At 45.9% G+C, this 22,388-nt stretch carries 17 protein-coding genes; 5 read left to right on the forward strand and 12 right to left on the reverse strand.

All coding sequences use genetic code 11. The features are described from left to right. Nucleotides 1-131 precede the first annotated feature (131 nt). The 5 genes from J2Z37_RS21370 to J2Z37_RS21390 form a co-directional block, all read right to left on the reverse strand. Nucleotides 132-464, reverse strand: coding sequence for a hypothetical protein (locus J2Z37_RS21370; RefSeq protein WP_209812355.1), 333 nt, complete (start codon nt 462-464; stop codon nt 132-134). Between the two features lie 12 nt (nt 465-476). Beyond that, a complete protein-coding gene (gene ytvI / locus J2Z37_RS21375) occupies nt 477-1,511 on the reverse strand; it encodes a sporulation integral membrane protein YtvI (RefSeq protein WP_209812356.1) in 1,035 nt (344 codons plus the stop codon). 115 nt (nt 1,512-1,626) lie between these two features. Then, nucleotides 1,627-2,715 (reverse strand): TRAP transporter substrate-binding protein, encoded by a 1,089-nt coding sequence (locus tag J2Z37_RS21380; RefSeq protein ID WP_209812357.1) that lies wholly within the window; start codon nt 2,713-2,715, stop codon nt 1,627-1,629. Nucleotides 2,716-2,868: 153 nt separating this feature from the next. Continuing rightward, on the reverse strand, nt 2,869-4,416 hold the full coding sequence (locus J2Z37_RS21385) for a sigma-54-dependent Fis family transcriptional regulator (RefSeq protein WP_209812358.1): 1,548 nt from the start codon (nt 4,414-4,416) through the stop codon (nt 2,869-2,871). A 56-nt stretch (nt 4,417-4,472) separates the two neighbouring features. Beyond that, nucleotides 4,473-5,663, reverse strand: a complete 1,191-nt coding sequence (locus J2Z37_RS21390; protein ID WP_209812359.1) for a class I SAM-dependent methyltransferase — start codon at nt 5,661-5,663, stop codon at nt 4,473-4,475. 244 nt (nt 5,664-5,907) lie between these two features. Between J2Z37_RS21390 and J2Z37_RS21395 the strand changes: the two genes are divergently transcribed. Beyond that, complete coding sequence (locus J2Z37_RS21395; RefSeq protein ID WP_209812360.1) at nt 5,908-7,884, forward strand: YjhG/YagF family D-xylonate dehydratase; 1,977 nt, start codon at nt 5,908-5,910, stop codon at nt 7,882-7,884. A gap of 79 nt (nt 7,885-7,963) precedes the next feature. On the opposite strand, the gene J2Z37_RS21400 is transcribed toward J2Z37_RS21395, so the two are convergent. After that, a complete protein-coding gene (locus J2Z37_RS21400) occupies nt 7,964-8,239 on the reverse strand; it encodes an HU family DNA-binding protein (protein ID WP_209812361.1) in 276 nt (91 codons plus the stop codon). Between the two features lie 237 nt (nt 8,240-8,476). Here J2Z37_RS21400 and J2Z37_RS21405 point away from each other — a divergent pair, with 237 nt between their 5' ends. The 3 genes from J2Z37_RS21405 (at nt 8,477) to J2Z37_RS21415 (ending at nt 11,429) form a co-directional block, all read left to right on the forward strand. Next, complete coding sequence (locus J2Z37_RS21405) at nt 8,477-8,998, forward strand: 5' nucleotidase, NT5C type (protein ID WP_245204081.1); 522 nt, start codon at nt 8,477-8,479, stop codon at nt 8,996-8,998. Further along, the gene (locus J2Z37_RS21410) at nt 8,968-9,927 is read left to right on the forward strand and encodes an NAD(P)/FAD-dependent oxidoreductase (protein WP_209812362.1); all 960 of its coding nucleotides are present in this window, start codon (nt 8,968-8,970) and stop codon (nt 9,925-9,927) included. Before J2Z37_RS21405 ends, J2Z37_RS21410 begins: the two co-directional genes overlap by 31 nt. A gap of 590 nt (nt 9,928-10,517) precedes the next feature. After that, nucleotides 10,518-11,429, forward strand: a complete 912-nt coding sequence (locus J2Z37_RS21415; protein ID WP_209812363.1) for a transposase — start codon at nt 10,518-10,520, stop codon at nt 11,427-11,429. Between the two features lie 349 nt (nt 11,430-11,778). On the opposite strand, the gene pdxA is transcribed toward J2Z37_RS21415, so the two are convergent. The 4 genes from pdxA to J2Z37_RS21435 form a co-directional block, all read right to left on the reverse strand. After that, entirely contained in the window at nt 11,779-12,780 is a 1,002-nt protein-coding gene (gene pdxA / locus J2Z37_RS21420; protein ID WP_209812364.1) for a 4-hydroxythreonine-4-phosphate dehydrogenase PdxA, read from the reverse strand. Continuing rightward, nucleotides 12,777-14,075 (reverse strand): four-carbon acid sugar kinase family protein, encoded by a 1,299-nt coding sequence (locus J2Z37_RS21425; protein ID WP_209812365.1) that lies wholly within the window; start codon nt 14,073-14,075, stop codon nt 12,777-12,779. Before J2Z37_RS21425 ends, pdxA begins: the two co-directional genes overlap by 4 nt. Nucleotides 14,076-14,371: 296 nt before the next feature. Further along, nucleotides 14,372-16,414 carry a vWA domain-containing protein gene (locus tag J2Z37_RS26045; protein WP_209812366.1) on the reverse strand — a complete coding sequence of 681 codons (2,043 nt, stop codon included), beginning with the start codon at nt 16,412-16,414 and terminating at the stop codon, nt 14,372-14,374. Then, the gene (locus J2Z37_RS21435) at nt 16,401-17,231 is read right to left on the reverse strand and encodes an AAA family ATPase (protein WP_209812367.1); all 831 of its coding nucleotides are present in this window, start codon (nt 17,229-17,231) and stop codon (nt 16,401-16,403) included. The genes J2Z37_RS26045 and J2Z37_RS21435 overlap by 14 nt, the downstream gene beginning before the upstream one ends. A gap of 705 nt (nt 17,232-17,936) precedes the next feature. On the opposite strand from J2Z37_RS21435, the gene J2Z37_RS21440 reads away from it, so the two are divergent. After that, nucleotides 17,937-18,839 carry a transposase gene (locus J2Z37_RS21440; RefSeq protein WP_209812368.1) on the forward strand — a complete coding sequence of 301 codons (903 nt, stop codon included), beginning with the start codon at nt 17,937-17,939 and terminating at the stop codon, nt 18,837-18,839. 531 nt (nt 18,840-19,370) lie between these two features. Here J2Z37_RS21440 and J2Z37_RS21445 read toward each other — a convergent pair. After that, a complete protein-coding gene (locus tag J2Z37_RS21445) occupies nt 19,371-20,354 on the reverse strand; it encodes an NAD(P)H-dependent flavin oxidoreductase (RefSeq protein ID WP_209812404.1) in 984 nt (327 codons plus the stop codon). Nucleotides 20,355-20,564: 210 nt separating this feature from the next. After that, nucleotides 20,565-22,367: an L-lactate permease gene (locus tag J2Z37_RS21450; RefSeq protein WP_209812369.1), complete on the reverse strand. Its 1,803-nt coding sequence runs from the start codon at nt 22,365-22,367 to the stop codon at nt 20,565-20,567. Nucleotides 22,368-22,388 lie beyond the last annotated feature (21 nt).

Genomic DNA, 22,388 nt, shown 5'->3' on the forward strand with positions numbered 1-22,388 from the left:
ACGGTGACGCACTGTCTGTCTGCTAGCGCTTCCGGCCGTCGGTGCACACGGGACTTGAACCCGATAAGTATAGTGCGCTGCCAAGCGCACAAAGAAGCCGATACACGATCGGCTTCCCGCTTCCTACTAGGCTATTGTTTCCCTTGCGCCATACGCAACGCGCTTTTAAATTCTTCGCTGAAATTCTCATTGCCCTCAATTTCCACCCAGGTGAAGAAGTCGAAGTTGAAGTCGGTTTTGACAATGTCGACAGAATACTTATGGAAAGCTTCACAGATCTCCTTGATTTTCGCATACTCTGTATCTTCTATTCCATAGACGGAAAACTCAAACTGGTCGCTGTGTATCAATAGGTTACACCCATTTTTCTGTAGTGTCTCATTAAGCTGGGAGACATGTTGGTTAAATGACTTTTGGTCAAGATCTTCTACATCAAATTGGGTAATCAAATAAATCGTGGACATCTGTTTTACTCCTTAAAAATTGATTTTGATTTTCAAAAATCCCGCTTTTCGCAGTGCCTCAAAAATAATCACGACTGCAGGTCCCAAGATCATTCCAATGAATCCGAGTAACTGGAAACCTATGTAGAGACTGGTCAAGGCAGCCAGAGCACTGATTCCCAGGCTTGTCCCCAAAATTTTTGGCTCGATCGTCCGACGGAAAACCGTGATAACCAGGAACAAAATCACCAGGCCAATGGCCAGATGGGAATTATTTAACGCTAGGTAGCTGTATGCCGCCCATGGAACAAGAAACGATCCCGTGCCGAGTATCGGCAAGATATCGACCAAGACGATGAGGAGGGAAATGACGAAAACGTATTTCACATTTAGAATCATCAGACCAGCTACGGTGATTAGGAAGGTCAACAGGCTTAACACCAGTTGCGCTCCGACAAAACCGACAAAGGCGCGTGATAATTCATTTAAAACAAGCTCCACCTTTTCCCGGCCAGACCGCGAAAATAGGCGTAAAAAAACGATTCGAATTTTTGGAAGATCCAAACTAATGAGGAAGAGTCCAACCAAGTAAACAAGTGAAACCAAGAGAAGTTCTGGCAGGGCTGCGACCGAACTGAACAGCCATCTCGTGATTGAGGTTGCAAACGTAATGGCGGAATTTTTCAAGGACAAGAGGACCTGCTGAATGGTAAACACGGTTTCTGGCGGGAGGGTAGCATAGTAATGCTCCCATTCCAACACATAGGATTCAGCCCACTCAAAGAAGTGCTGCGACAAGGCCGGAAGCCGCTGCGCAAATCCCATACTTTGCACAATGAGAACGGTGCTAGCCCAATAGGTAAAGGCACCCATAAATAGTAGAAATAAAATAAAGGTCGTTGCTACGCTGAACAATCGATTCATGCGAAACCAACGCATCCATAGTTTTACGATCGGTTCAAGCAAAATGGCTGTCACTAACGCAAGCATAATCGGGATGGCATTGGAGGCAAGAATCAGACTGATGACAGCCAAGGAAATCAAAACGATGATTTTAAAAATTTGCATAGTCACCCTCAGTTCATGGTTTTCCTCTTTCCTATTTTACCCATAAGTACCCAATAGGAATAAGCATTTATATTAATTTCTTCATTTGAGGGTCTTTCCCTTCTTTTGAACCTCATCATTTTTCCTTTACTTGAATTTGTTGAATGACCTTGTCTACAAAATCGGGGTTCATCTGTCTTTTTAGATGATCGATCACAGGCAACGCCTTGTCCTGAAATGACTCCCTGTCCACTGTGCTGACCACCATCCCGTTTTCCTTTAATTGCTTAATGATTTGCTGCTCTTTTTCCTTCACCATTTCTCTTATTTCCTTTCCAACCTGCTCAGCCGCCTTTAAGAGCACTTGCTGATCCTCTGCTGCAAGCTGTGCAAACCAATTCTGATTGGCGAGCAAAAGCGTTGGGGAGTAGATATGATTGGTAAGCGATACGAAGGGTTGAATGTCCGCGAGGCGCTCCCCTTCTATGGTAAGCAGTGTGCTCTCCTGTCCGTCCACTATCCTCTGTTGAAGATAGGGTCGTAAATCGTGAAAAGGGATATAGGTCGGTTTCGCTTGCAGGGCTTGAAATAAGGCTTCCCGGTACGGATTTTGCGGGATCCGGATGCTTAACCCCGCCAGATCCTCGGGCTTCTTAATCACTTTCTTCTGATTTGTCATTTGTCGGAACCCGCTATCCCAAATCCCCATGCCCGTTAATCCCTTTTCTCCGAGAATCTCCTGAAAATCAACCTGCCACAATCTGCTATTAAGAAACCGCTCCACTTCGGCACGGCCGGCAAAAAAAAACGGGATTTCAAATACAAGAAATTCCGGAGCAATCTGATCCAGAATAGAATGGGCGATCATCATCTCAATGCTGCCTTTTTGTAAGGCTTCCCATTGATTATTCTCCGTACCCATTTGTCCGTCTGGCAAGGTTTCAATGATAATTCTCCCTTTAGACATCTCTTGGACTCTCCGCTGATATCGTTCAGCAGCCTGGAACATAATCCCCTCTTTCCCTTGGGTGAAGGCAATCCGCAAGAGAAGGTGTTCTGCCGCATCGGCCTTTACAACAGGGGTTTGCGAAGATGGAAAAGCGGGTTCGGATGTTTCCCGATCCGCGGGGCCAACCGGGGTGGTTTGACAACCGGAGACAATCCACATACTACCTATAGCAATGCATAAAAAAAGCAACCAACTTCGATAAAAACATCCCTTCATATAGCCTCAGCCCCCTTTTCCAATCGTCCTAATTTTCATTATAAACTGTATGTTTTAAAATACAATATTATTTTTGTTATAAGGTTCCATCCATTCAAATAACGTTGCATTTTGCATCAATTTATAAAGAAAAAAAGGGCGAAGACCCGCATTTTACGGTTCATCTTCTGCCCCTTTGGCAACGATATCTACTTCCATCCGTTTGGGTGTGTTTCTTTTTCTCCACAAAGTACTACGGTCTATGCCAAGTCGTTTTGCAGCCCTTGATTGGTTGTTATCCTCTTCTTCTATGACCGTGTCGATGATTTCCATTTCCATTTCTTCTAATGTTTTTTTGCCAATCCACTGACTTAATTGCAGCTTCTGTGCATTCCTTGCGAGATGCTGGTCCAGAACCGGTTGAGCCGATTCCATCGTGATAAACATGGTTGAACAATTTTGCACGAGCAAGCGGATGATGGCCTTCAATTCCGTGATGTTCCCCGGCCAGGTATAAGAACGCAGCGCTTCGAATACATCGGGTTTGACAGCAGCTACTTCTGTCCCCATGGATTCATTCATTTCTGCGATGTAAAGGCGGATCATATCCTCCAACTCGTCTAACCGTTCTCGCAAGGGAGGCAGGTCCAGGTGGGTTTGCCATAGGAGGAAGAACAGGTCCGGATGAAGCTTTCCATTTTCCATCGCTTCTCTTAGATCGATCGAACTAGCAAACACACATTGAAAATCCAACTGTGGGGTTAACAAAAGTTTATAGAGCTGCCCTTGAACTGGCATCGGCAGGGATTCCACCGATTGGATGAAAAGTGTCCCGCGATGGGCCAGAGACAGCAGTCCATGTTTGGGATCGAATAAGGCATCAAAATTTACGGTTTGCGGGTCACTCTGTGGATCGAGCACAACGAAAGGTCCATCGGAAAAAGGGCTTCCCTGATGAATCGCCTTGGCCAACCGCCGTTTGCCTGTGCCATATTCTCCACAAAGTAAGATAGGCTCCCGCAGCCGGCTATATTTTTGCGCCCCTTCATACACCTCCGAGGTAATTTCCATTGTACGTAGCAACTGGCCTAAGGTTGGCTGATCCATTTCCACGGGGTGGCTCGGACGCGGAAGGATCTTTTGCTCAATCTCCTTTTGCCTGTATTCATGAAACTGAATCATCTGTCTAACCTCGTCCAAAGCTACGGTTATCGCCTCTTTGCCAGAGGTGATCAGGACTGCGGTAAATCCCTTCTTCTCGGCAAGCGATCCCGCTGCCACGTCAGCAATGAGCAGATTGAGTCCAGCCCGAGTTGCTTCTTTTAGAGCCGTTTCTACTTCTTGTTCATTCCGGATAATCAACTGAATGACTTCGATTTCCAAAAGCTCAGCAATCAATGCCACATCATGTACCATATTGGAAGACCCAATGATCCCGATTTTCCCCTGATATCCTTTCAAAAGGGTCAACACCCGCAGGATATCATAGCTTGTCACCTTCACCTCGACAACCGGAACCTGGCAGTTCTCTTCAATTAACCTCGCTGTTCCGCCGCGGCCGACTATGACATCGAAGCCCTGCCGTTCTGCTTCTTTTGCCAGGGCAAGCCCTTCTTCCAGACTGCCCATCCCCACTTCGATTTGAAAAGGGTAGGAATCCGCAACAGACAAAACTAAATCACGAAAACCTTTGTATGGGGCAACTACAAAGCATTTAAACATAATGGTATTCTCCTTCAAACGAAGACAATGGTTTAAATGTTTTCATTATACCATCTTCACGATTCCTCCCGCTTTACTACTTTCAGCCGATCTTCCAAAGCCCTTTCCAAGTACGGATCAATCCCTAAAGCTTGCTTAAATTGCAGGTATTTTTGCAGATCTTCTGGAGACCCCTGTCCCCCGCCTTTGACCGCCCGAATCAACAGGTTTTTCGGGGTGTGTTCCATGTCGATAAATTCCAGCAGCTGTGTTTTATAGCCCATGATCTCAAGCAACTGGGCCCGTGCGGCATCGGTTGCTAAAGCGGAAAATCTTTCTTTTAAGATCCCATGTTTGAGTAGGGGTTCCAAGGCCTCGTTTTCCATTTGCGAAAACATCTCATGTTGGCAGCAAGGGACTGACAGGATCACTTCTGCTCCCCAGCGGATCGCCTTTTCCAAAGCCGCATCGGTTGCCGTATCACACGCGTGCAGGGTCACGACCATGTCCACTTGCTGGGCGGTTTCCTCGTACTGGGCAATATCCCCCACCTGAAAACTGAGCTGATCATAGCCGAATTTCTCCACCAGCGCGTTGCAATGGCGAATCACATCGGCTTTCAAATCCAGCCCTACCACGCGAATGGAAAGCCCCTGCAGCTCTCGTAAATAATGGTACAAGGCAAAAGTGAGGTAGGACTTCCCGCAGCCGAAGTCAATAATCTGCACGGTTTTGTCACGGCTTAAATGAGGGACAATATCCTGCACCATTTCCAGAAAGCGATTGATCTGCCGAAACTTATCGTATTTCTTGGCCACGACTTTTCCTTCCGCCGTCATCACCCCAAGCTCCACAAGGAAAGGAACAGGAACGCCTTCTTCCAGCAGATAATTTTTCTTGCGGTTATGGGAAAGGGCAACCGGGTCCTTTTTCTTCGTGGGATTCTTTTTGAGGATCGTGACCTTATGTTTTTTGCTGATCAGAATCTGATAATCCGCTTCCTCTGTGTGCAGCATGCCTTGCTTGAACTTTTCCGTAAACAATTGCATGAGTTTTTCGGTTGCTTCCCCTAGCAGAATATTTTCATGAAGGACTTTCTTTTCATAAAAATAGCTGAACTGTAAATAAAGTTCTCCCTTTAACTCCACCTGTTTAACCTGCACCTTGTTATAGGATTCGGGATCTTTGCTTCTGACATTGCTTAAAATCCCTTCTAGTAATTGTTGATGATTAAGTAGTTCGGTGAGTAAATTTTGCAGCTTTTCCATCTTGCTTCTCCATTCTTTCCGAGTAAATTAAGGCGTTTCCTCCATACTACCAAATGACCCCCTCAAAACCAAAGCAAGCTTGTCAACATTGGGTAAAATATTGGAAATAAAACCACGATTCTTTTTTTAATAAATGAACGACAAACCAAATTTTTAATAGTAAAATGGGACGTGTAAGACGAAAGATTCATCCTAGACAAAATTTCAAGTATTTCATTTTTATTATATCGGGGGAGAGAATAAAATGAGTACATCCTTAAATAACATTATGGGATCAGAACGGGAAGATCTGTACAAGATCCAAACCCATGCCGCCGGGGCATCTGGTTCTTTGCCTTTAACACCTGAAATGCTGCTTAACTCACCAAGCGGTGATTTGTTTGGTTTAAGCCAAAACGTGGGGATGGGTTGGCAGCCGACGAAATTAAACGGAAAACAAATCCTTATCCTTAGTACCCAGGGTGGGATTCGCGCCGAAGACGGGACGCCCATTGCTCTAGGTTACCATACTGGTCACTGGGAAGTCGGCTTATTGATGAAAGCGGCCGCAGAGGAAATTACAAAACTAGGTGGGGTTCCTTTTGCTGGATATGTTAGTGACCCCTGTGACGGTCGTTCCCAAGGTACAACCGGAATGTTCGATTCTTTCCCATACCGGAATGACGCGGCGATGGTTTTCCGTCGTTTGATTCGTTCTTTGCCTACTCGCAGAGCGGTTATTGGGGTGGCTACTTGTGACAAAGGGATGCCAGCAACCATGGTGGCTTTGTCTGCCATGCATGACCTGCCAACGATCATCGTACCTGGTGGGGTCACGCTTCCGCCAACCAACGGAGAAGATGCTGGAACGATCCAAACCATCGGTGCACGTTATGCAAACAATGAGCTTTCCTTACAGGATGCAGCTGATCTAGGCTGCCGCGCTTGTGCTACACCTGGTGGAGGCTGTCAGTTCTTAGGTACTGCGGCAACAGCTCAGGTCGTTGCGGAAGCCCTTGGCTTGACCATCCCACATGCTGCGCTTGCTCCATCCGGACAATTGGTTTGGGAAGAAATGGGACGTGCTTCTGCTCGTGCGGTCATTGAGATGGAAGCGAAAGGATTGAAAACCCGTGATATCTTAACAGATGCAGCGATTCGCAACGCGATGATTCTTCATGCTGCATTCGGTGGTTCAACTAACCTATTGCTTCATATCCCTGCAATCGCCTATGCTGCAAAATGTACGCTGCCAACGGTTGAAGACTGGAGTGCGGTGAACCGTGAAGTGCCACGTCTTGTCAGTGTACTTCCAAACGGACCGATCTATCATCCAACAGTTCGCGTATTCCTTGCTGGTGGGGTACCTGAAGTTATGCTTCACTTGCGCCGCATGGGTGTATTGGATACAAACGTCTTGACTGTTACTGGTGAAAAATTAGATACCATCCTTGACTGGTGGGAAGATTCCGAGCGTCGCGCAAAAATGAGAAAACATCTTATTGAAGCTGACGGTGTGGATCCAGATGATGTCATCATGAGCCCTGATCAAGCGAAATCTCGTGGTCTGACTTCTACTGTTACGTTCCCAACTGGAAACATTGCTCCAGAAGGTTCGGTCATTAAGTCCACTTCCATCGATCCATCTGTTGTTGGGGAAGATGGGGTTTATCGTCATAAAGGAAAAGCAAAAGTCTTTACAACCGAGAAAGATGCCATTAAAGCAATCAAAACAGGCGGCATCAAAGCCGGCGATATTATGGTTGTTATGGGTCGCGGTCCTTCTGGATCAGGGATGGAAGAAACGTATCAGTTAACTTCTGCGTTAAAACACTTATCCTTTGGGAAGTACGTTTCCTTGGTTACTGATGCCCGTTTCTCCGGGGTCTCCACAGGGGCTTGTATCGGACACGTTGGGCCTGAAGCTCTTGCAGGCGGTCCAATCAGTAAACTTCGCAACGGCGACGTAATCGAAATTACTGTCGACCGGAATACCCTTGTCGGAAGTGTAAACTTTGTCGGTGAAGATGATAAATCCTATACACCAGAAGAAGGCGCAGCTGTCCTCGCAGCCAGAGAACAGCATCCTGATCTTCGTCAGGATCCAGATTTGCCAGACGACACTCGTCTGTGGGCTGCTCTTCAAGGCGTAAGCGGCGGAACCTGGAGAGGCGGAATCTATGACGTAGACCGCATTATCGAGGTTTTGGAAGCAGGGAAAGAAAAGCTTGGCATGAAATAATACCGTTGAATACAAAAAAAAGAGGGATTCACACCTTCGGGTGAGGATTCCTCTTTCTTTTTTTCGTTTCTGCTAAAATTTATTGGTTCACTGCTTGCTTTAATGTTTTTCCTGCTGAAAAAGCGGGCTGCTTTGACGCTGAAATCTCAATTTCCTCGCCGGTCTGCGGATTGCGTCCTTTACGCGCTGCACGCTCTCTTACCTCAAAGTTCCCAAACCCGATCAACGAAACCTTCTCGCCCTTTTTTAAAGATCCTTGAATAGCGCTGAACACCGCGTCTACCGCTTTTGCTGCTGCTTTCTTTGATAAGCCTGTTTGTTCCGCTACGAAAGAGATCAGTTCCGGTTTGTTCATTCCAATCCCTCCAAATCAATAGATTTAAAAATAGATTCTATCATTAACACACTATTTCCTTCCCGTGCGTAAAATCTTTTGAAAGAAATAGGTTTAGTATCATTATGACCAAAGCAAACCCTTAATAAACCTGTTTTATTCATAGTTAGGAAAAGTGTATTTTCTCTCCTATTTTGATAAACTATGATTATTAAAGTGGTTAAAGGGTGTTGCAAATTGAAAACGCTCCTCATTGATATGGATTCGGTGATCTGCGACCTGATGTCGGAGTGGCATCGCCGCTATAATGCGGACTATCACGATCATCTAACGGTGGACAAGCTTCTCTGTTGGAAATCGGAAAACTATGTAAAACCTGAATGTGGGATGAAAATCTATGATTATTTGGATGAACCCGGGATTTTCCTCAAGCTGAAAGCTTACCCTTTTGCAGTGGAGGTCCTTCAGCGACTAAAAAGAAGCTATGAAATTTTGATTGTCACCAGCAGCCGAACCTATGCCTATACAGAAAAAGAACAATGGGTGGAGGAACATCTCCCTTTTATTGGCAGGCATAACCTGATTTTCACGCATCGCAAGGAAATGATTCGCGGGGATTTGCTGTTTGATGACGCACCGCACAATCTTCTTGCTTTCCAAAAAACCGGGAGACCGGTGGTGGCAATGGACTATCCATATAATCGGGATCTTGCTGTAGAGCGGGTGAAAAATTGGTTGGAGTTTGAAAAATGGGTACACAAGTGGGGCGAAAATCAGTGAAAAAGTACGCCGATGTTGTGATTGTCGGTGGAGGACCTGCGGGAATCTCTGCGGCAATCTGGTGCAAACGATTAGGCTTGAATCATTTTCTTCTGGAAGCTCGCGATACCTTAGGTGGGCAACTTCTAGAAATTCAAAACCAAATTATCGATTACCCAGGTCTCCTAAGTCCGAATGGAAAAGAGCTGCAAAGTTCTCTTTTGCATCATATGGAAGATCTGCAGTGCTCGTATAGGCTGAACACTTCTATTAAAGCGATTGATCCGGAAAAACGGATTGTTACGGTTGTTGAACCAGAGCAGCAGGAGTTTCAACTAGGTTATCGCTTTCTGATCTTTTCCACCGGATCTTCTTTTCGAAGACTTCACATTTCGGGTGAGGACGAAATGATCAAACGAGGGGAGCGTTATTCTGCCTCAAAGGACCGGTTCAAATTTAAGAACAAGCAAGTCGCCGTGATCGGAGGCGGCGATCGCGCTTTCGAAGGTGCTCTTCTCCTTGCAAACAGCGGCGCGCATGTATTCCTGATCCATCGCACAGACCAGTTTAGGGCAAGGAGCGAATATATAGGGCCCGTTCTCGGCCATCCACAAATTCAGGTTTTGACCCATACGGTAGCACATCGTATTGTGGGCGACCGGTCCGTTTCCGGGATCGAGTTGGTGACTACTGGAACGAAAAAAACCACATTTCTCCCTGTAGATGCCGTTTTTATTCGTATTGGAATGTCGCCAAACAGTGAGTTACTCCAGGGAATTGTCGACTTAGATAAAGACAAGTATATTATCATAGACAAAACCCATCAAACCAGCTACAGCGACATTTTTGCCGTTGGTGACGTCTGCACCCACCCCGTTTATTCCAGCATTTCATTAGCAGTCGGACAAGGCGGCATCGCCGCTAAAACCATCTCGTCAAGAATGGGATAAAAAAAGAATCCTACGGGGGTTCTTTTTTAGTTTTCGTAAATGGACAGTGGACAGTTGGACCATAACTAGATTGGAGTCCAAGAGTCTACTATATTATATTCTCCTACCCTTTTAACCACTATCCCATTTTGTCAGGGATGGGTGCTGCTCCAAGTTTCTCCTGACACCTTCTTTCGACCACCCCGTCCTCCCGCTCCTTTTGATCACTATCCCTTGCATTCAGGGTTGCTTTCTGGTGTTCTCTTGGCTCTTGGCACCACTCTGTCGACTATACTTATTCACGCTTTCCTTTGACCATTATCCCTCTCTGTCAGGGATGATACCCCATGTGTTGATGGCACCCTCCTCCGACCTTCCCTTCTGCGCGCTCCTTTTGACCAATATCCCTTTCTTTCAGGTGATACCCGAGATTCTCTTGGCTCTTGGCACCACTCTGTCGACTATACCTATTCGCGCTTTCCTTTGACCATTATCCCTCTCTGTCAGAAGCTATTGCTTAAACCTTTGTCGAAAACTTTCTCTTTACATAGGAACATGTGTTTGTTATTGTGTAAGTAGAACTAATGTTTGATTTGGAGGAGGATTCATTAATGGTTACGTTGACCCTAGATCAATTTCAAGACCGTTTTCACTCCGAGGACATCTGTGCAGACTATCTGTTTCACATGAAATGGCCTCATGGGTTTGTCTGCCCCAAATGCAGCCATCGACATTACTATCTGATCACGACCCGCCGGCTTCCCCTCTACGAGTGTGCCCAGTGCAGCCATCAAACGTCTTTAACCGTCGGAACCATTATGGAAGGGAGCCCGACCCCCTTGCAAAAATGGTTTACTGCCATCTTTTTGGCCTCCCGCCCTTCTCCTGGGATCAACGCGGTACAACTGAAAGAGATCATCCAAGTTACCTACAAAACCTCCTGGCTAATCCTTCAGAAGATCCGTAGGGCCATGAGCGAATCCGATGCTACCCATCTCTTGTCCGGCATGGTCCAAGTACACGATGCCTGCTATGGACACCCCTACAACATATATCACCAGACCCATCCCAAAGAGCATTTTCTCCTTGTGGGTACATCCCTGAATGAACAAAAACAACCCTCCTATATCAAAATGAAACTGCTCATGGAATCTCCGAGAGAGAAGTTGATTTCGACTCCACAAAAAAAGTCGTTTGCGGAGAGGTATATTGAGGCAGAGGATTCTGACGTAGAATATATCACGCAACGACTCAAGCCGCGCAGACTCAAGATAGGATATCCTTATTTCAAAAAGGCTTCTCAGTGGTTGAACGAAACCTTTCATGGGATCGGTATTCGCCATTTGCAGGCTTATTTGGACGAGTTTTGCTATCGGGTCAATCAGGCACTGGATCAAGCCCCCCTTTTCCAGGGTCTTATTCAGCTATGTGCCGCTACGAAGAAGGCGAACTACTGGCAGGTGACCAGAAGAAGGAGAAAAAAACAGGGAGTCAAACCTCTTACAGGCGATGTAGGCCCCTAAACCCACAAAAAAACAAAAAAGAGGAGTTCAAAAATTGGCTCCCCATTTACGATAAAATTGAGCAACCCCCCCACCCGAGTCTCTCCTGAGAAAAAGGGATAGTGGACATAAGGAGACAAAACAATCTAGCACCCCAGGAACCCACCCTTTCTCTATTTCGCGAATTCGCGAAGAAAAATAGGAGGAACACGATGGCACGAAGTTTTGTCGTCTGAGAGAAGGGGATAGTGGGCATAGAGTATAAGAATACATATACCAAGGGTAGCTCTTCGGCAATTTAAAAACAAACGAACCACCCCCTTTCTCAAACAATGGAGTGGTCCGTCCATAAAAAAACAATAGGGTAAATCTATTTTTGGTCTTTCGGAGCTAACTCAATGGCAATGCGAATCGCCTCAAGCATACTGCGTTCGTCTGCAATATTTTTACCGGCAATATCAAAGGCTGTTCCGTGATCAACGGAAGTACGGATAATTCCACCTTTCAGCCCCACCGTTATGTTTACACCGGCCTCCAAACCTAACACCTTGATGGGTCCATGACCTTGATCGTGGTAACAAGCCACAACCATATCGAAATCACCGCGAGCGGCACGGAAGAACAATGTATCCGCAGGATGTGGACCAGACACATTGATCCCTTCGGATTTGGCTTTTTCAATACCGGGGACAAGCTTCTCTTCTTCTTCCCCATTACCGAACAAACCATTTTCCCCTGCGTGGGGGTTGATTCCGCAGACTGCAATGCTGGGGTTTTTCATCCCGGCCCTTGTTAGGGTCTCATGCGCCAGCTTGACGACCGTATAGGTGCGCTCGGGATTGATCATCTCAATGGCTTTGATTAGTCCAACATGTGTGGTTAAATGAATAACCTTTAACTTTGGTGAAGAGAGCATCATGGAGAAATCCTTGGTCCCCGTCAACTCAGCCAAAATTTCAGTATGCCCTGGAAATATATGACCCCCTTTGTGAAGGGCCTCCTTATTCAGCGGCGCCGTGCATATGGCCTGGATATCACCTTTTTGGGCCAATTCCACGGATTTTTCAATAAATCGAAAAGCAGCATCTCCAGCTGCAGAGGAAACCTCACCGAATGGCAAATCTACAGGCAAAAGATCAAGATCCATACAATCAATGGTCCCACATGAAAACTTAGCATCACTTACATTTTGAATGGGATGAATCTCGACATCTGCACCTACAATTTTTCTTGCCCGCTCTAAAATTTTAGCGTCACCGATCACAAGTGGATGGGATTGCTCGTATACGTTTTTGTCCAGCAACGCTTTAACAATAATTTCGGGACCAACGCCAGCAGCATCCCCCATAGTTATTCCGATTACCGGTTTCATTGGATATCTTCCCCCTGCAATTTTTTGATGGAATGAAGCAATGAACGTTCTGTGCCAAAGGCCCCTGCTTTCGTAATCGCATAAAGCTCTCTTTTTCCCACTGTTTTTCCTAATGGAATCCCAATTTCCACTTCATCAATCAACTTAAAGCCTGTAATTCCCAACTGATTGCAAACCTGTTTCGCTGTATCGCCGCCAGTCAAGACAAGGCCTTTGATCTGAAACACTTCGAGAAGCTTAGCGGCAACCTCTCCTAAAGCTTGAGAAATCAGATTGCTTACTTCCCGTTCATCAAAGCCGTGCTGCTTTCCGACTTGCTGTGCCTGACGAATATCCTCTGGCGTTCCGGAAGAGTAAATGGCCAAACAGCGGGCACTTGCATTTAGATCGTTGACAGCTTGATCGTAGGCTTTACCAATCTCGACCCTCTTGTCTTCCGAACTCGAAACAACGGCTGACGATTGTACTGCAATGCCTTTGATACCCGGTTGCTCAAGGACCAAATCCAGCTGTTTTCGAGAAACCCCACTTACACTTCCAACCACCAACAGGACTGGTTTTCCATCTCGCGGGATCTCCACTACTTGCTTTTTCATTTGCAACCCATAGATGTCTGGCAGATGGTTGGCTAATCCGGCCGATCCGACCCAACAAACTGAATAGTTGCTTTGCAAAACAAAACCGGCCAGCCGGCGCAAATCATCCTCTTCTTTCGCATCAAAAACCACATAAGAAATCCCTTGTTGTTTAAGGTCCTGCAGCTTTGTCAGAACAGCATCAAGGCCAATATCCAAATCCTCCAGGGTAATTAATCCGACTCGATGTTTAGTTTGACCTTCCAACAATGTGGGAATATAGGATTCACGAACCGGGGTTTTAGGATCCTTGGCAATCTCCGTTTCGCTCACTTTTTGCTGGTTTAAATAATGGATACCATCCATCGTTTGTCTGCCGTTTTTCGGATATGCTGGAGCGATGACAACCAGATCAGGCTGAAACACGTCATAGATGGCATCTATTTCCGTACCAAGATTCCCTCTAAGGGTTGAATCGATCTTTTTAAAAATTACATCAAATTTCTTTTCCTTAATTAACTGAGAAGCCTCTTTGACTTTTTGGTAAGCCTCGTCTGGAGGAAGTGACCTGCTGTCCGTATCCAGCACAACCGCTTCATTTTTCCCTAAAGCCTCTTCATCCGGGTGAAAAAGAACCGAGGTATGTAATCCGAATCTGGCCAGTTGGACTCCACTGTCATTTGCTCCCGTTAAATCATCAGCAATCATTGCTAATCTCATCTTACGCCTCCTTCCTCGTTAACTCGCAAGTTGAACACAATTCCAGCTTAAATTTTAAAGAACATTGATTATAATAGCAATAACCGGAAAGGTCTGTAAAATATATTTTGCCCGTTTACATCAGGAATTAGGGAAGAAACAAATTGGACCGCATCAAAAATGCAGCCCAATAAAAGTTGGTTATCCCTATTTTCTGTTGAAGCTGCCAATAAAATACGACCAGGCTCCTGGCAGAGTTCTATAATTAATGAACAGAACAAGTAAAAAAGTCTTGAACAGCGGGAATCTGCACAAAGCTATAAAAGACTTTTCAGCAGCTTTCCAAAACTTATAACAAGCCCTCGGTATCCTTCCTTTGGAAAAGCAACAAAATGACTGTACATCTCCTTCGATAGGGCTTCAGGTCCTAAAGCCAGCTGGATGATGAGGTAACCCTGGTTCTGCAGTTTTGTGACCAGCTCTTTGATTTTCTTTTTCTGAACATGATAGGGGATCATATCATCTCCTGGCTGTCCGTCAGAAAGGACGAGAAGCACTTTCTGTACACCCTGTCTACCTTCGTTTTCCACTAATTTTGAAACGGCAAGCAATGCCTCATACTCCGGTGTCCTTCTGCCGGGACGAAGGGCAGCGATCCGCTCTTTCCGCGCATTTCGGCGAGGGGTATACAATTCCTGAAGTAACACCGATTGGCTTGAATCCTGCATAAATGAGTACACCCAAGTCTGAACGGAGTCAACGGGTTCCAACGACTCGACAAACAAAGCCGCCATTTGGCGGGCTGCCCGATATTTGGGTATCGTGGTTCCTTCCGCTTGTTCGTACATCGAAGAGCTGGCATCAATTAACAACACGACGTCTAACTGCCTTGTTCTGGTATTCTCGATAATCGGATTCATAAAAACTTCCTGTGAATACTTTGCCTGAAAAAGCGCATCCTCGTCAAGCCGACCACTTTTCAACCCATACTGGTGCATTACTCTTTTGGTGTTGGACCATGCCCATTGATTGCGAAGCAAAACAATTTGGCTTTGGATCGCTTCCCGCTCATAGGCGTACTCGCTTTTTAATTCTGCAGTAAGCTTTGGGGTTTGCCGCCAAATTTGATAATGGAATTTTGCATCCGTATGGTCGAGGCTTGTATACTCTTCATCTTTCAACCTCTTCATATTTTCCATATCCTGCCGCTTTAACCCCCGCCTGGAAAAGGCCGTCCCCGCGCTTCCTTCCTGGTGAAGAAGGCTATTCCAATCGGCGGTTTTCACCGATTCACCTGCGGGCAGCGGGACCAGCTTGCCGACCTCCATTTCGATGGGGTTAACAAGATCTTGGTGATCTTCTTTCAGCTCCTTGAGCAAGGCTCCGGTAATTGGGACGTGACTTTTCATCTCCATCTGTTGGGGTTCCCGGCGGCGAGTTCCCTCTTGGCTTTGATTCCTTTTGCCACCTTTTTGTTTTCCGTTCTCCCCAGGTGTCGGAAGACCCTCTTCTGCCATGACAAATCGTTCTGACATATAGTTGAGTTCACGTGTGTGAGTAAAGGCCTTCTCATCGAAAAGAATCGTGTATAGTTGTTTCGCCAATTTCACAGCATCAAGTTTTCTTAAGTCATCAACCGTTTGGTGGTTGGACAGGTGATGAAGCATAAAAAAGTAGGCCCGCTGCACATTTCGTTTGTAAAGCGGTACCGGTTCCGTCGAACGCAAAGCTTGATAAAGCAGGTTCACCCGCGTGTGACTTTTCTGTCCCCATTGTTTTAGCAGCTCTTCATGTAATAGGTAATGTCTGTATTTAAGTAAATAGCCCTCGTACCCTGGGTACAGGAAGGTAATGATTTGATCATGAAACACATCGAGTACCAAATGATAAAGAATTTCCAATACTTTTCGCTGTTCTTCCTCCTCGATATCCCTAAATGGTTTCACTATGCTTCCTTCACGCAAATGGGCTGCCTGGTGGATTGCCGATCCGACGATGACGTCAACTGCATCATAAAAACTATATCCCCGTGGCCGATGGATCACAGGATTCCAGGTAAGTCTAACGCTTGACGGCGTGTTACTCTTCACTTCCTGTTTCTCATCTTCTCCCTCAAAAGTAACCCTGCAAAGGTTTGACCCAAATATGATTGCTATGACTCGAAAAACCCCCTGCATCACGGCGTACAACGATTTGGCCCGATCAATCCCTTTTTGCTGCAGCGGATCTTCGACTCGCTTTAACCACACTTGGCTATAGACTGGGTCTAATTCTTCTTTCGTCGCCCGCTTGATTCCCGGTAGCCAACCGTTAACATAGGGCCGGAACAAACCATCTAAAAATGTATTAAGTGAGGACACGATACCCCACCACCCCTTGAATGGCCTGGATGACGGAAGTTTGTTCACTATCTGTTCCGCCTTCATGTGAATAACGATTAACAAAAGAGTAGGTTAGCGCTGTTTTTAGTGTATTTCCTCTGGCAAGGAGTGCTGCTGCTGCTAATGCAGGCCGCAATCCCATCGTTTTGCTAAGTAATTCCTCTTCATACATGTCGTTCAGCTTTCTCGTAATAGCCGCAATTTGACGTGCATCTTCTGTGTTAATTGGATAGCGCTTTTGCAATAAATCAATGATCGCCGATTCCGGGGGGAGCAGCAGTCTGATCTCCTGGAACCGATCCTCTAGCGCATGGTCCAAGTGAAAAGTCCCGGTATGCTGTCTCCCAATGTTTCGCGTAGCCAAAAATAGAGTTTTTTCATGCACGTGAACCATCCGGTTCAATTCCTCAACGTACACTTCGCGGTTTCCATCTAAAATATTCATAATTGGATTGTGATTATCTGGCGTGGTTCGATTGATTTCGTCGATAATGATGAGTCCAGGCTGTTCAATCATTTCAATAAATTTACTTGGGACAAAAATGGTGCCTTTCCCTTCCCGAAACTCCCAACGCCCAAACCAGTCCCTCGGACTCCGAATCGCTCCGCTATTGACTTTATGATAAGGGAGTCCATAGGCTTTTGCCCATACCTGGCCAAATTCCGTTTTTCCGCAACCCGGATTCCCTGAAAGTAAAATGTGAAAACCACTAAACATATAATCTTGAATCACACGCAAGGTTTGTTCTTCTATATAAAATCCCGGTACATCAAGTAGATTTTCTCCCCAGTTCATCGCTAATCCCTTCTTTCATCGGAGCCTCTTTTCATTATAGTAGAGCTGCTCCTTTCGAGGCTGTGATGCATATCATGTTTTCCACTAAATCCATGGTGGGAATGGGTTGGTGATGATAATTTGGTGGTTTCTGCCTTGTTTTGAAAGGTGAGTATTATGCCGGGCCTCTACGACCACTATCCCATTGTGTCAGAGTGATACCCGGAATTCTCTTGACACCTTACATCGACCATCTCTTCTCCTATTTTTCTTTGACTACTATCCCCCTCGTTCAGGGAGCCTAGTGGAAATTCAGGAACCTTGAGAGGGCCTTATGTTCCTTGCTGCTCTTTGGTCATTATCCCTTTGCTTCAGGGTTGCTGCGCGATGTTTTGTTAGCACACCTCCATCAACTATTCCTTCTTCGGCTTCCTTTTGTCTACTATCCCTCTCGTTCAGGAATGCTAGCGGGAATTCGAGCACTCTTTAGCGCGCTTTATGTTCTTTGCTGCTCTCTTCGGCCTCTATCCCTTGGCTTCAGGGTTGTTGCCTCATGTTTTGTTAGCATTCCTCCATCAACCATCCTTCTCTCGCTTTCTTTTGACCACTATCCCTCTCTTTCAGGGGCAATTGCTTAAACCTTTGTCGAAAACTTTCTCTTTACACAGGAACACATGTTTGTTATTCTACAAATAGAATATACGTTCGTTAAAGGAGGAGTTATTCATGGATACGATGAATCTCGATCAATTTCAAGACCGTTTTTACTCCGAGGACATCTGTGCGAACTATCTGTTTCAAATGAAGTGGCCTCATGGGTTTGTTTGCCCCAAATGCAGCCATCGGCATTTCTATCTGATTACTACCCGCCGGCTTCCCCTCTACGAGTGTGCCCAGTGCAGCCATCAGACGTCTTTAACCGTTGGAACCGTTATGGAAGGGAGCCCGACCCCCTTGCAAAAATGGTTTACTGCCATCTTTTTGGCCTCCCGCCCTTCTCCTGGGATCAATGCGGTGCAACTGAAAGAGATCATCCAAGTCACCTACAAAACCTCCTGGTTAATCCTTCAGAAGATCCGTCGGGCCATGAGTACGTCCGATGCCACCCATCTATTGTCCGGCATGGTCCAAGTGCATGATGCCTGCTACGGCCACCCCTACAACATAACCCACCAGACCCATCCCAAAGAGCATTTTCTCCTTGTGGGTACATCCTTGAATGAGCAAAAACAACCCACCTATATCAAAATGAAACTTCTCTTGGAATCTCCGAGAGAGAAGTTTATTTCGACTCCACAAAAAAAGTCATTTGCGGAGAGGTATATTGAGGCAGAGGATTCTGAAGTGGAATATATGACACAGCGACTCAAGCCCCGCAGACTCAAGATAGGATATCCTTATTTCAAAAAGGCTTCTCAGTGGTTGAACGAAACCTTTCACGGGATCGGCGTTCGCCATTTACAGGCTTATTTGGACGAGTTTTGCTATCGGGTCAATCAGGCACTGGATCAAGCTCCCCTTTTCCAGGGGCTTATTCAACTATGTGCCTCAACGAAGAAGGCGAACTACTGGCAGGTGACCAGAAGGAGAAGAAAAAACAGGGAGTCAAACCTCTTACAGGCGATGTAGGTCCCTAAATCCACAAAAAAACAAAAAAAGAGGAGTTCAAAACCAACTCCCCATTTACGATAAAATTGAGCAACCCACCCACCCGAGTCTCTCCTGAGAAAAAGGGATAGTGCGCGTAGGGCAACAGAATATATATATATCACTTATCCACCACCCCCACTTTTTCCAACAAGAAAAACTAAAAAATATCTCCCTGAAGGAAAGGGATAGGGGTCATAAGGAGACAAAACAAAGAAGATCCCCGCCCCTTGTACACACTATTTTTCTATTTCGCGAAGAGAAACAGGGTCTCAACACACGAAAATTTGTCGTCTGAGAGAAAGGGATAGTGGGCATAGGTTACAAGAATATATACTATCACCTCGGACTATTGCACACCAAATAAAATAGAAAGAAACAAAAGTTCTTCCTGAGCGAATGGAATAATGGCCACAAAGAGTCGAAACAACACAACTACCGAAAGCATCCGGTTCCCTACAAATAGGAAAAAGGGCACCTACCACCACACAATCGGCACCCTCAATCTCCTTTTTAAACTATTTTCTCTACCGTTTTATTATACTCATCCATGATATTATCGATAATCTGTCTCACCGGAAGTATTTCCTTAATCTCAGAAACACGGGAACCAGCAAAGACCAATCCATTTTCTACATCTCCATCCACAGATTTAAGCAAGGAATCAAGAGTACAAAACCGATAAGAACAATCCTTTAAACAGTCGAGGCACTTCTCAATTTTCACTTTTTGATCTCCACTAATTAGATCTGTGAAATGGTTTTTGATTGCTCTTCCCTGCAAACCGACAGTAGTTTTAACGAGGATTGTATCTTCTTGCTGCGCATCTACGTATTTCTGCTTAAAAGCGAGCGGGGCATCACACTCTTCACTGGCAACAAAACGCGTCCCCATTTGAACCCCGACTGCACCCATCTGGAGTGCTTTGGCAAGATCTTCTCCGGTGAGAATACCTCCCGCAGCAATGACGGGAATTTGAACGGCTTCAATCACTTCCGGGAGGATATCGAATAACGGCCTGTCCGTCCCCAAATGCCCACCTGCCTCAAACCCTTCAACAACAACGGCTGCGGCACCTAATTTCTCGGCAAGCCGCGCTAGTTTTGCTGAAGAAACAATAGAGATAACGGGGATCCCAAAAGTTCTCCCCCAAGCATACATATCACGGGAAAAGCCGGCGCCGGAGATAATGAAATCAACCTTTTCCTCCATGGCCGCCTTCATCTTTTCTGCAAAATCTTTCATCGCGAACAATACGTTGACCCCAATATACCCAATTCCTTTAGTTAGCTCTCTCGCCTTCCGAATATGCTCCCTCATTTCATCTGTCGAAATGCCTGTACCGGAGATGATCCCAACTCCACCGGCATTTGCAACAGCTGCTGCAAGACTGCTTAAAGAAATCCCAACACCCATTCCACCTTGAAAAATCGGAACCTTTGGCTTGATATGTGCAATTTGTAGTTGTGGAAAGCCCACAGCATTACCCCTCTTCATTGACACCAAGAAGCATATAAATATCTTAGCTTGGATATCAGCATTTTTACCTATTCTGAGTATCGCAAACTCAAGCATGTTTTCCTGTGAGATAAGTCACAAATGAATAAGAAGAAGGGTCATCCAAGATGGATGACCCGGAGAGAAAAGTTGATAATTAAATGGTGAGACAACCCGCACGGCTTAATTTTACAGATATTATCAAACAGATTACGAGGATATATTTTTGTTCGGATACATGCTATTTAACTGCTTTTGATTCGTGCTGATGATATAGATGGCAGCAGCTGCAATGATTAACGCAATGATTGTGCCGATATTAAAGAAACCTTTTTGTGCGGTCCACACGATGGAATAACCAACCGATCCTAGCAAGAGTGCATAATAGGTAAAAGGGAGAAGGGTTTGCCGGATGACGTAACCTTCTTTCCCCACCAAACCAACCACAGCCGATGCAGCCACTACATTATGCACGCAAATCATATTACCCGCAGCACCGCCAACAGCCTGAAGTGCTACGATCCAGGTCGGATCGACGGCAATCCGTTCCCCAACACCAAACTGAAATAATGAGAACATCATATTGCTGACGGTATTACTCCCCGCCACAAAGGCACCCAGCCCACCAATAAAAGGCGCAAAAATTGGCCAGGCGGATCCAGCTAAAGCAGCAACCCCTTCAGCCAAGGCAATAGGCATCTGATCATAACCTGCGGCACCGCCAGCGGAATTGATAAAGACCTGAACCATAGGGACAGTGAACACTAAGGCGGTTGAAGCTGCAATCATGGTCTTCCCTGAATTCTTCCAGGCCCTTTTATAGGAACTAGGTGTCATTTGATGCATGAAATAGGTGATCAACGACACAAGAATAAAGATCGTTCCCGGTGAAAAGAGGGGTTGGAAACTGGCTGTGATTTTTGTGCCAAAAATATTGGGAATGGACAAGGTCCAAGACTTCAATAGACTAGCGAATGGTAAAAATTCAAGCCTGCTTAAAACCAGGAATAACCCCACCAAAACATAGGGAGCCCAAGCCTTAAGCATAGAGATTTCTCCCTTTGCCCCGGAAATATCCTGAATTTCAATTTTCCCTGACCATTCCGGATCCCACTGTTCTTTCGGAGCGAAGTCCCAGCAGTCTTCTTTTGCAGGCATAAGGAATCCCTTTTTGGCTGCGCTGACAACAATCGCTAAACCAATGAGCCCGCCAAGCATCGAAGGAAATTCCGGTCCTAACAGATTCGCCACAATGATATATGGAATGGTCATGGAGAACGAAGCGAACAAGGCGAACTTCCACATTTTCATACCTTCTCGGAACGTCTTGTTTTTCCCGTAAAATTTAGTCATGAGAGCAACGACGAAAAGCGGGATCAAGGTTCCAGCAATCATATGTAGCAAGGCGACCTTGGCAGCGATCATCGCGATAAACTGAGCCCAATCCGCGTACCCAAGATTCGCTGCAAAGGTCTTGACAGATTCCGTTGAACCGAGGCCCGTACCAACACCGACAATCATCGGGGTTCCCACCGCTCCAAAAGAAACAGGGGTACTCTGAATAATCATCCCTGCCATAACCGCTGCGAGCGCTGGAAAACCTAGGCCGACAAGCAGTGGAACAGCGACTGCAGCGGGCGAGCCAAAACCAGCCGAACCTTCAATAAAGGAGCCGAACAGCCAAGCGATAATAATGACCTGCACTCTACGGTCCGGGGTGATATCCGTAAAACCTTGACGAATGGTTTTTAAACCACCGCTCTCCTGGAGAGTATTCAAAACCAGGATGGCACCAAAAATGATGTATAGCAGGGTGATCGTGACGACCAAGCCATTTACCGTAGCAGCAGCCACCTGTGCACCGGGAACCTGCCACACAAATAAGGCAAGCAAGACCGCGACAATGTAGGAAATCGGCATCGCCTTACTGGCCGGCCATCGCAAAACAACGAGAAACAGAGCAACAGCTAAAATTGGCAGCAATGAAAGAAAAGCCAAAATTCCAATACTCATTCCTTTCCCTCCTCACAACTA

It is taken from the genome of Ammoniphilus resinae, assembly GCF_017873965.1.
Taxonomy (GTDB): Bacteria; Bacillota; Bacilli; order Aneurinibacillales; family RAOX-1; genus Ammoniphilus_A; species Ammoniphilus_A resinae.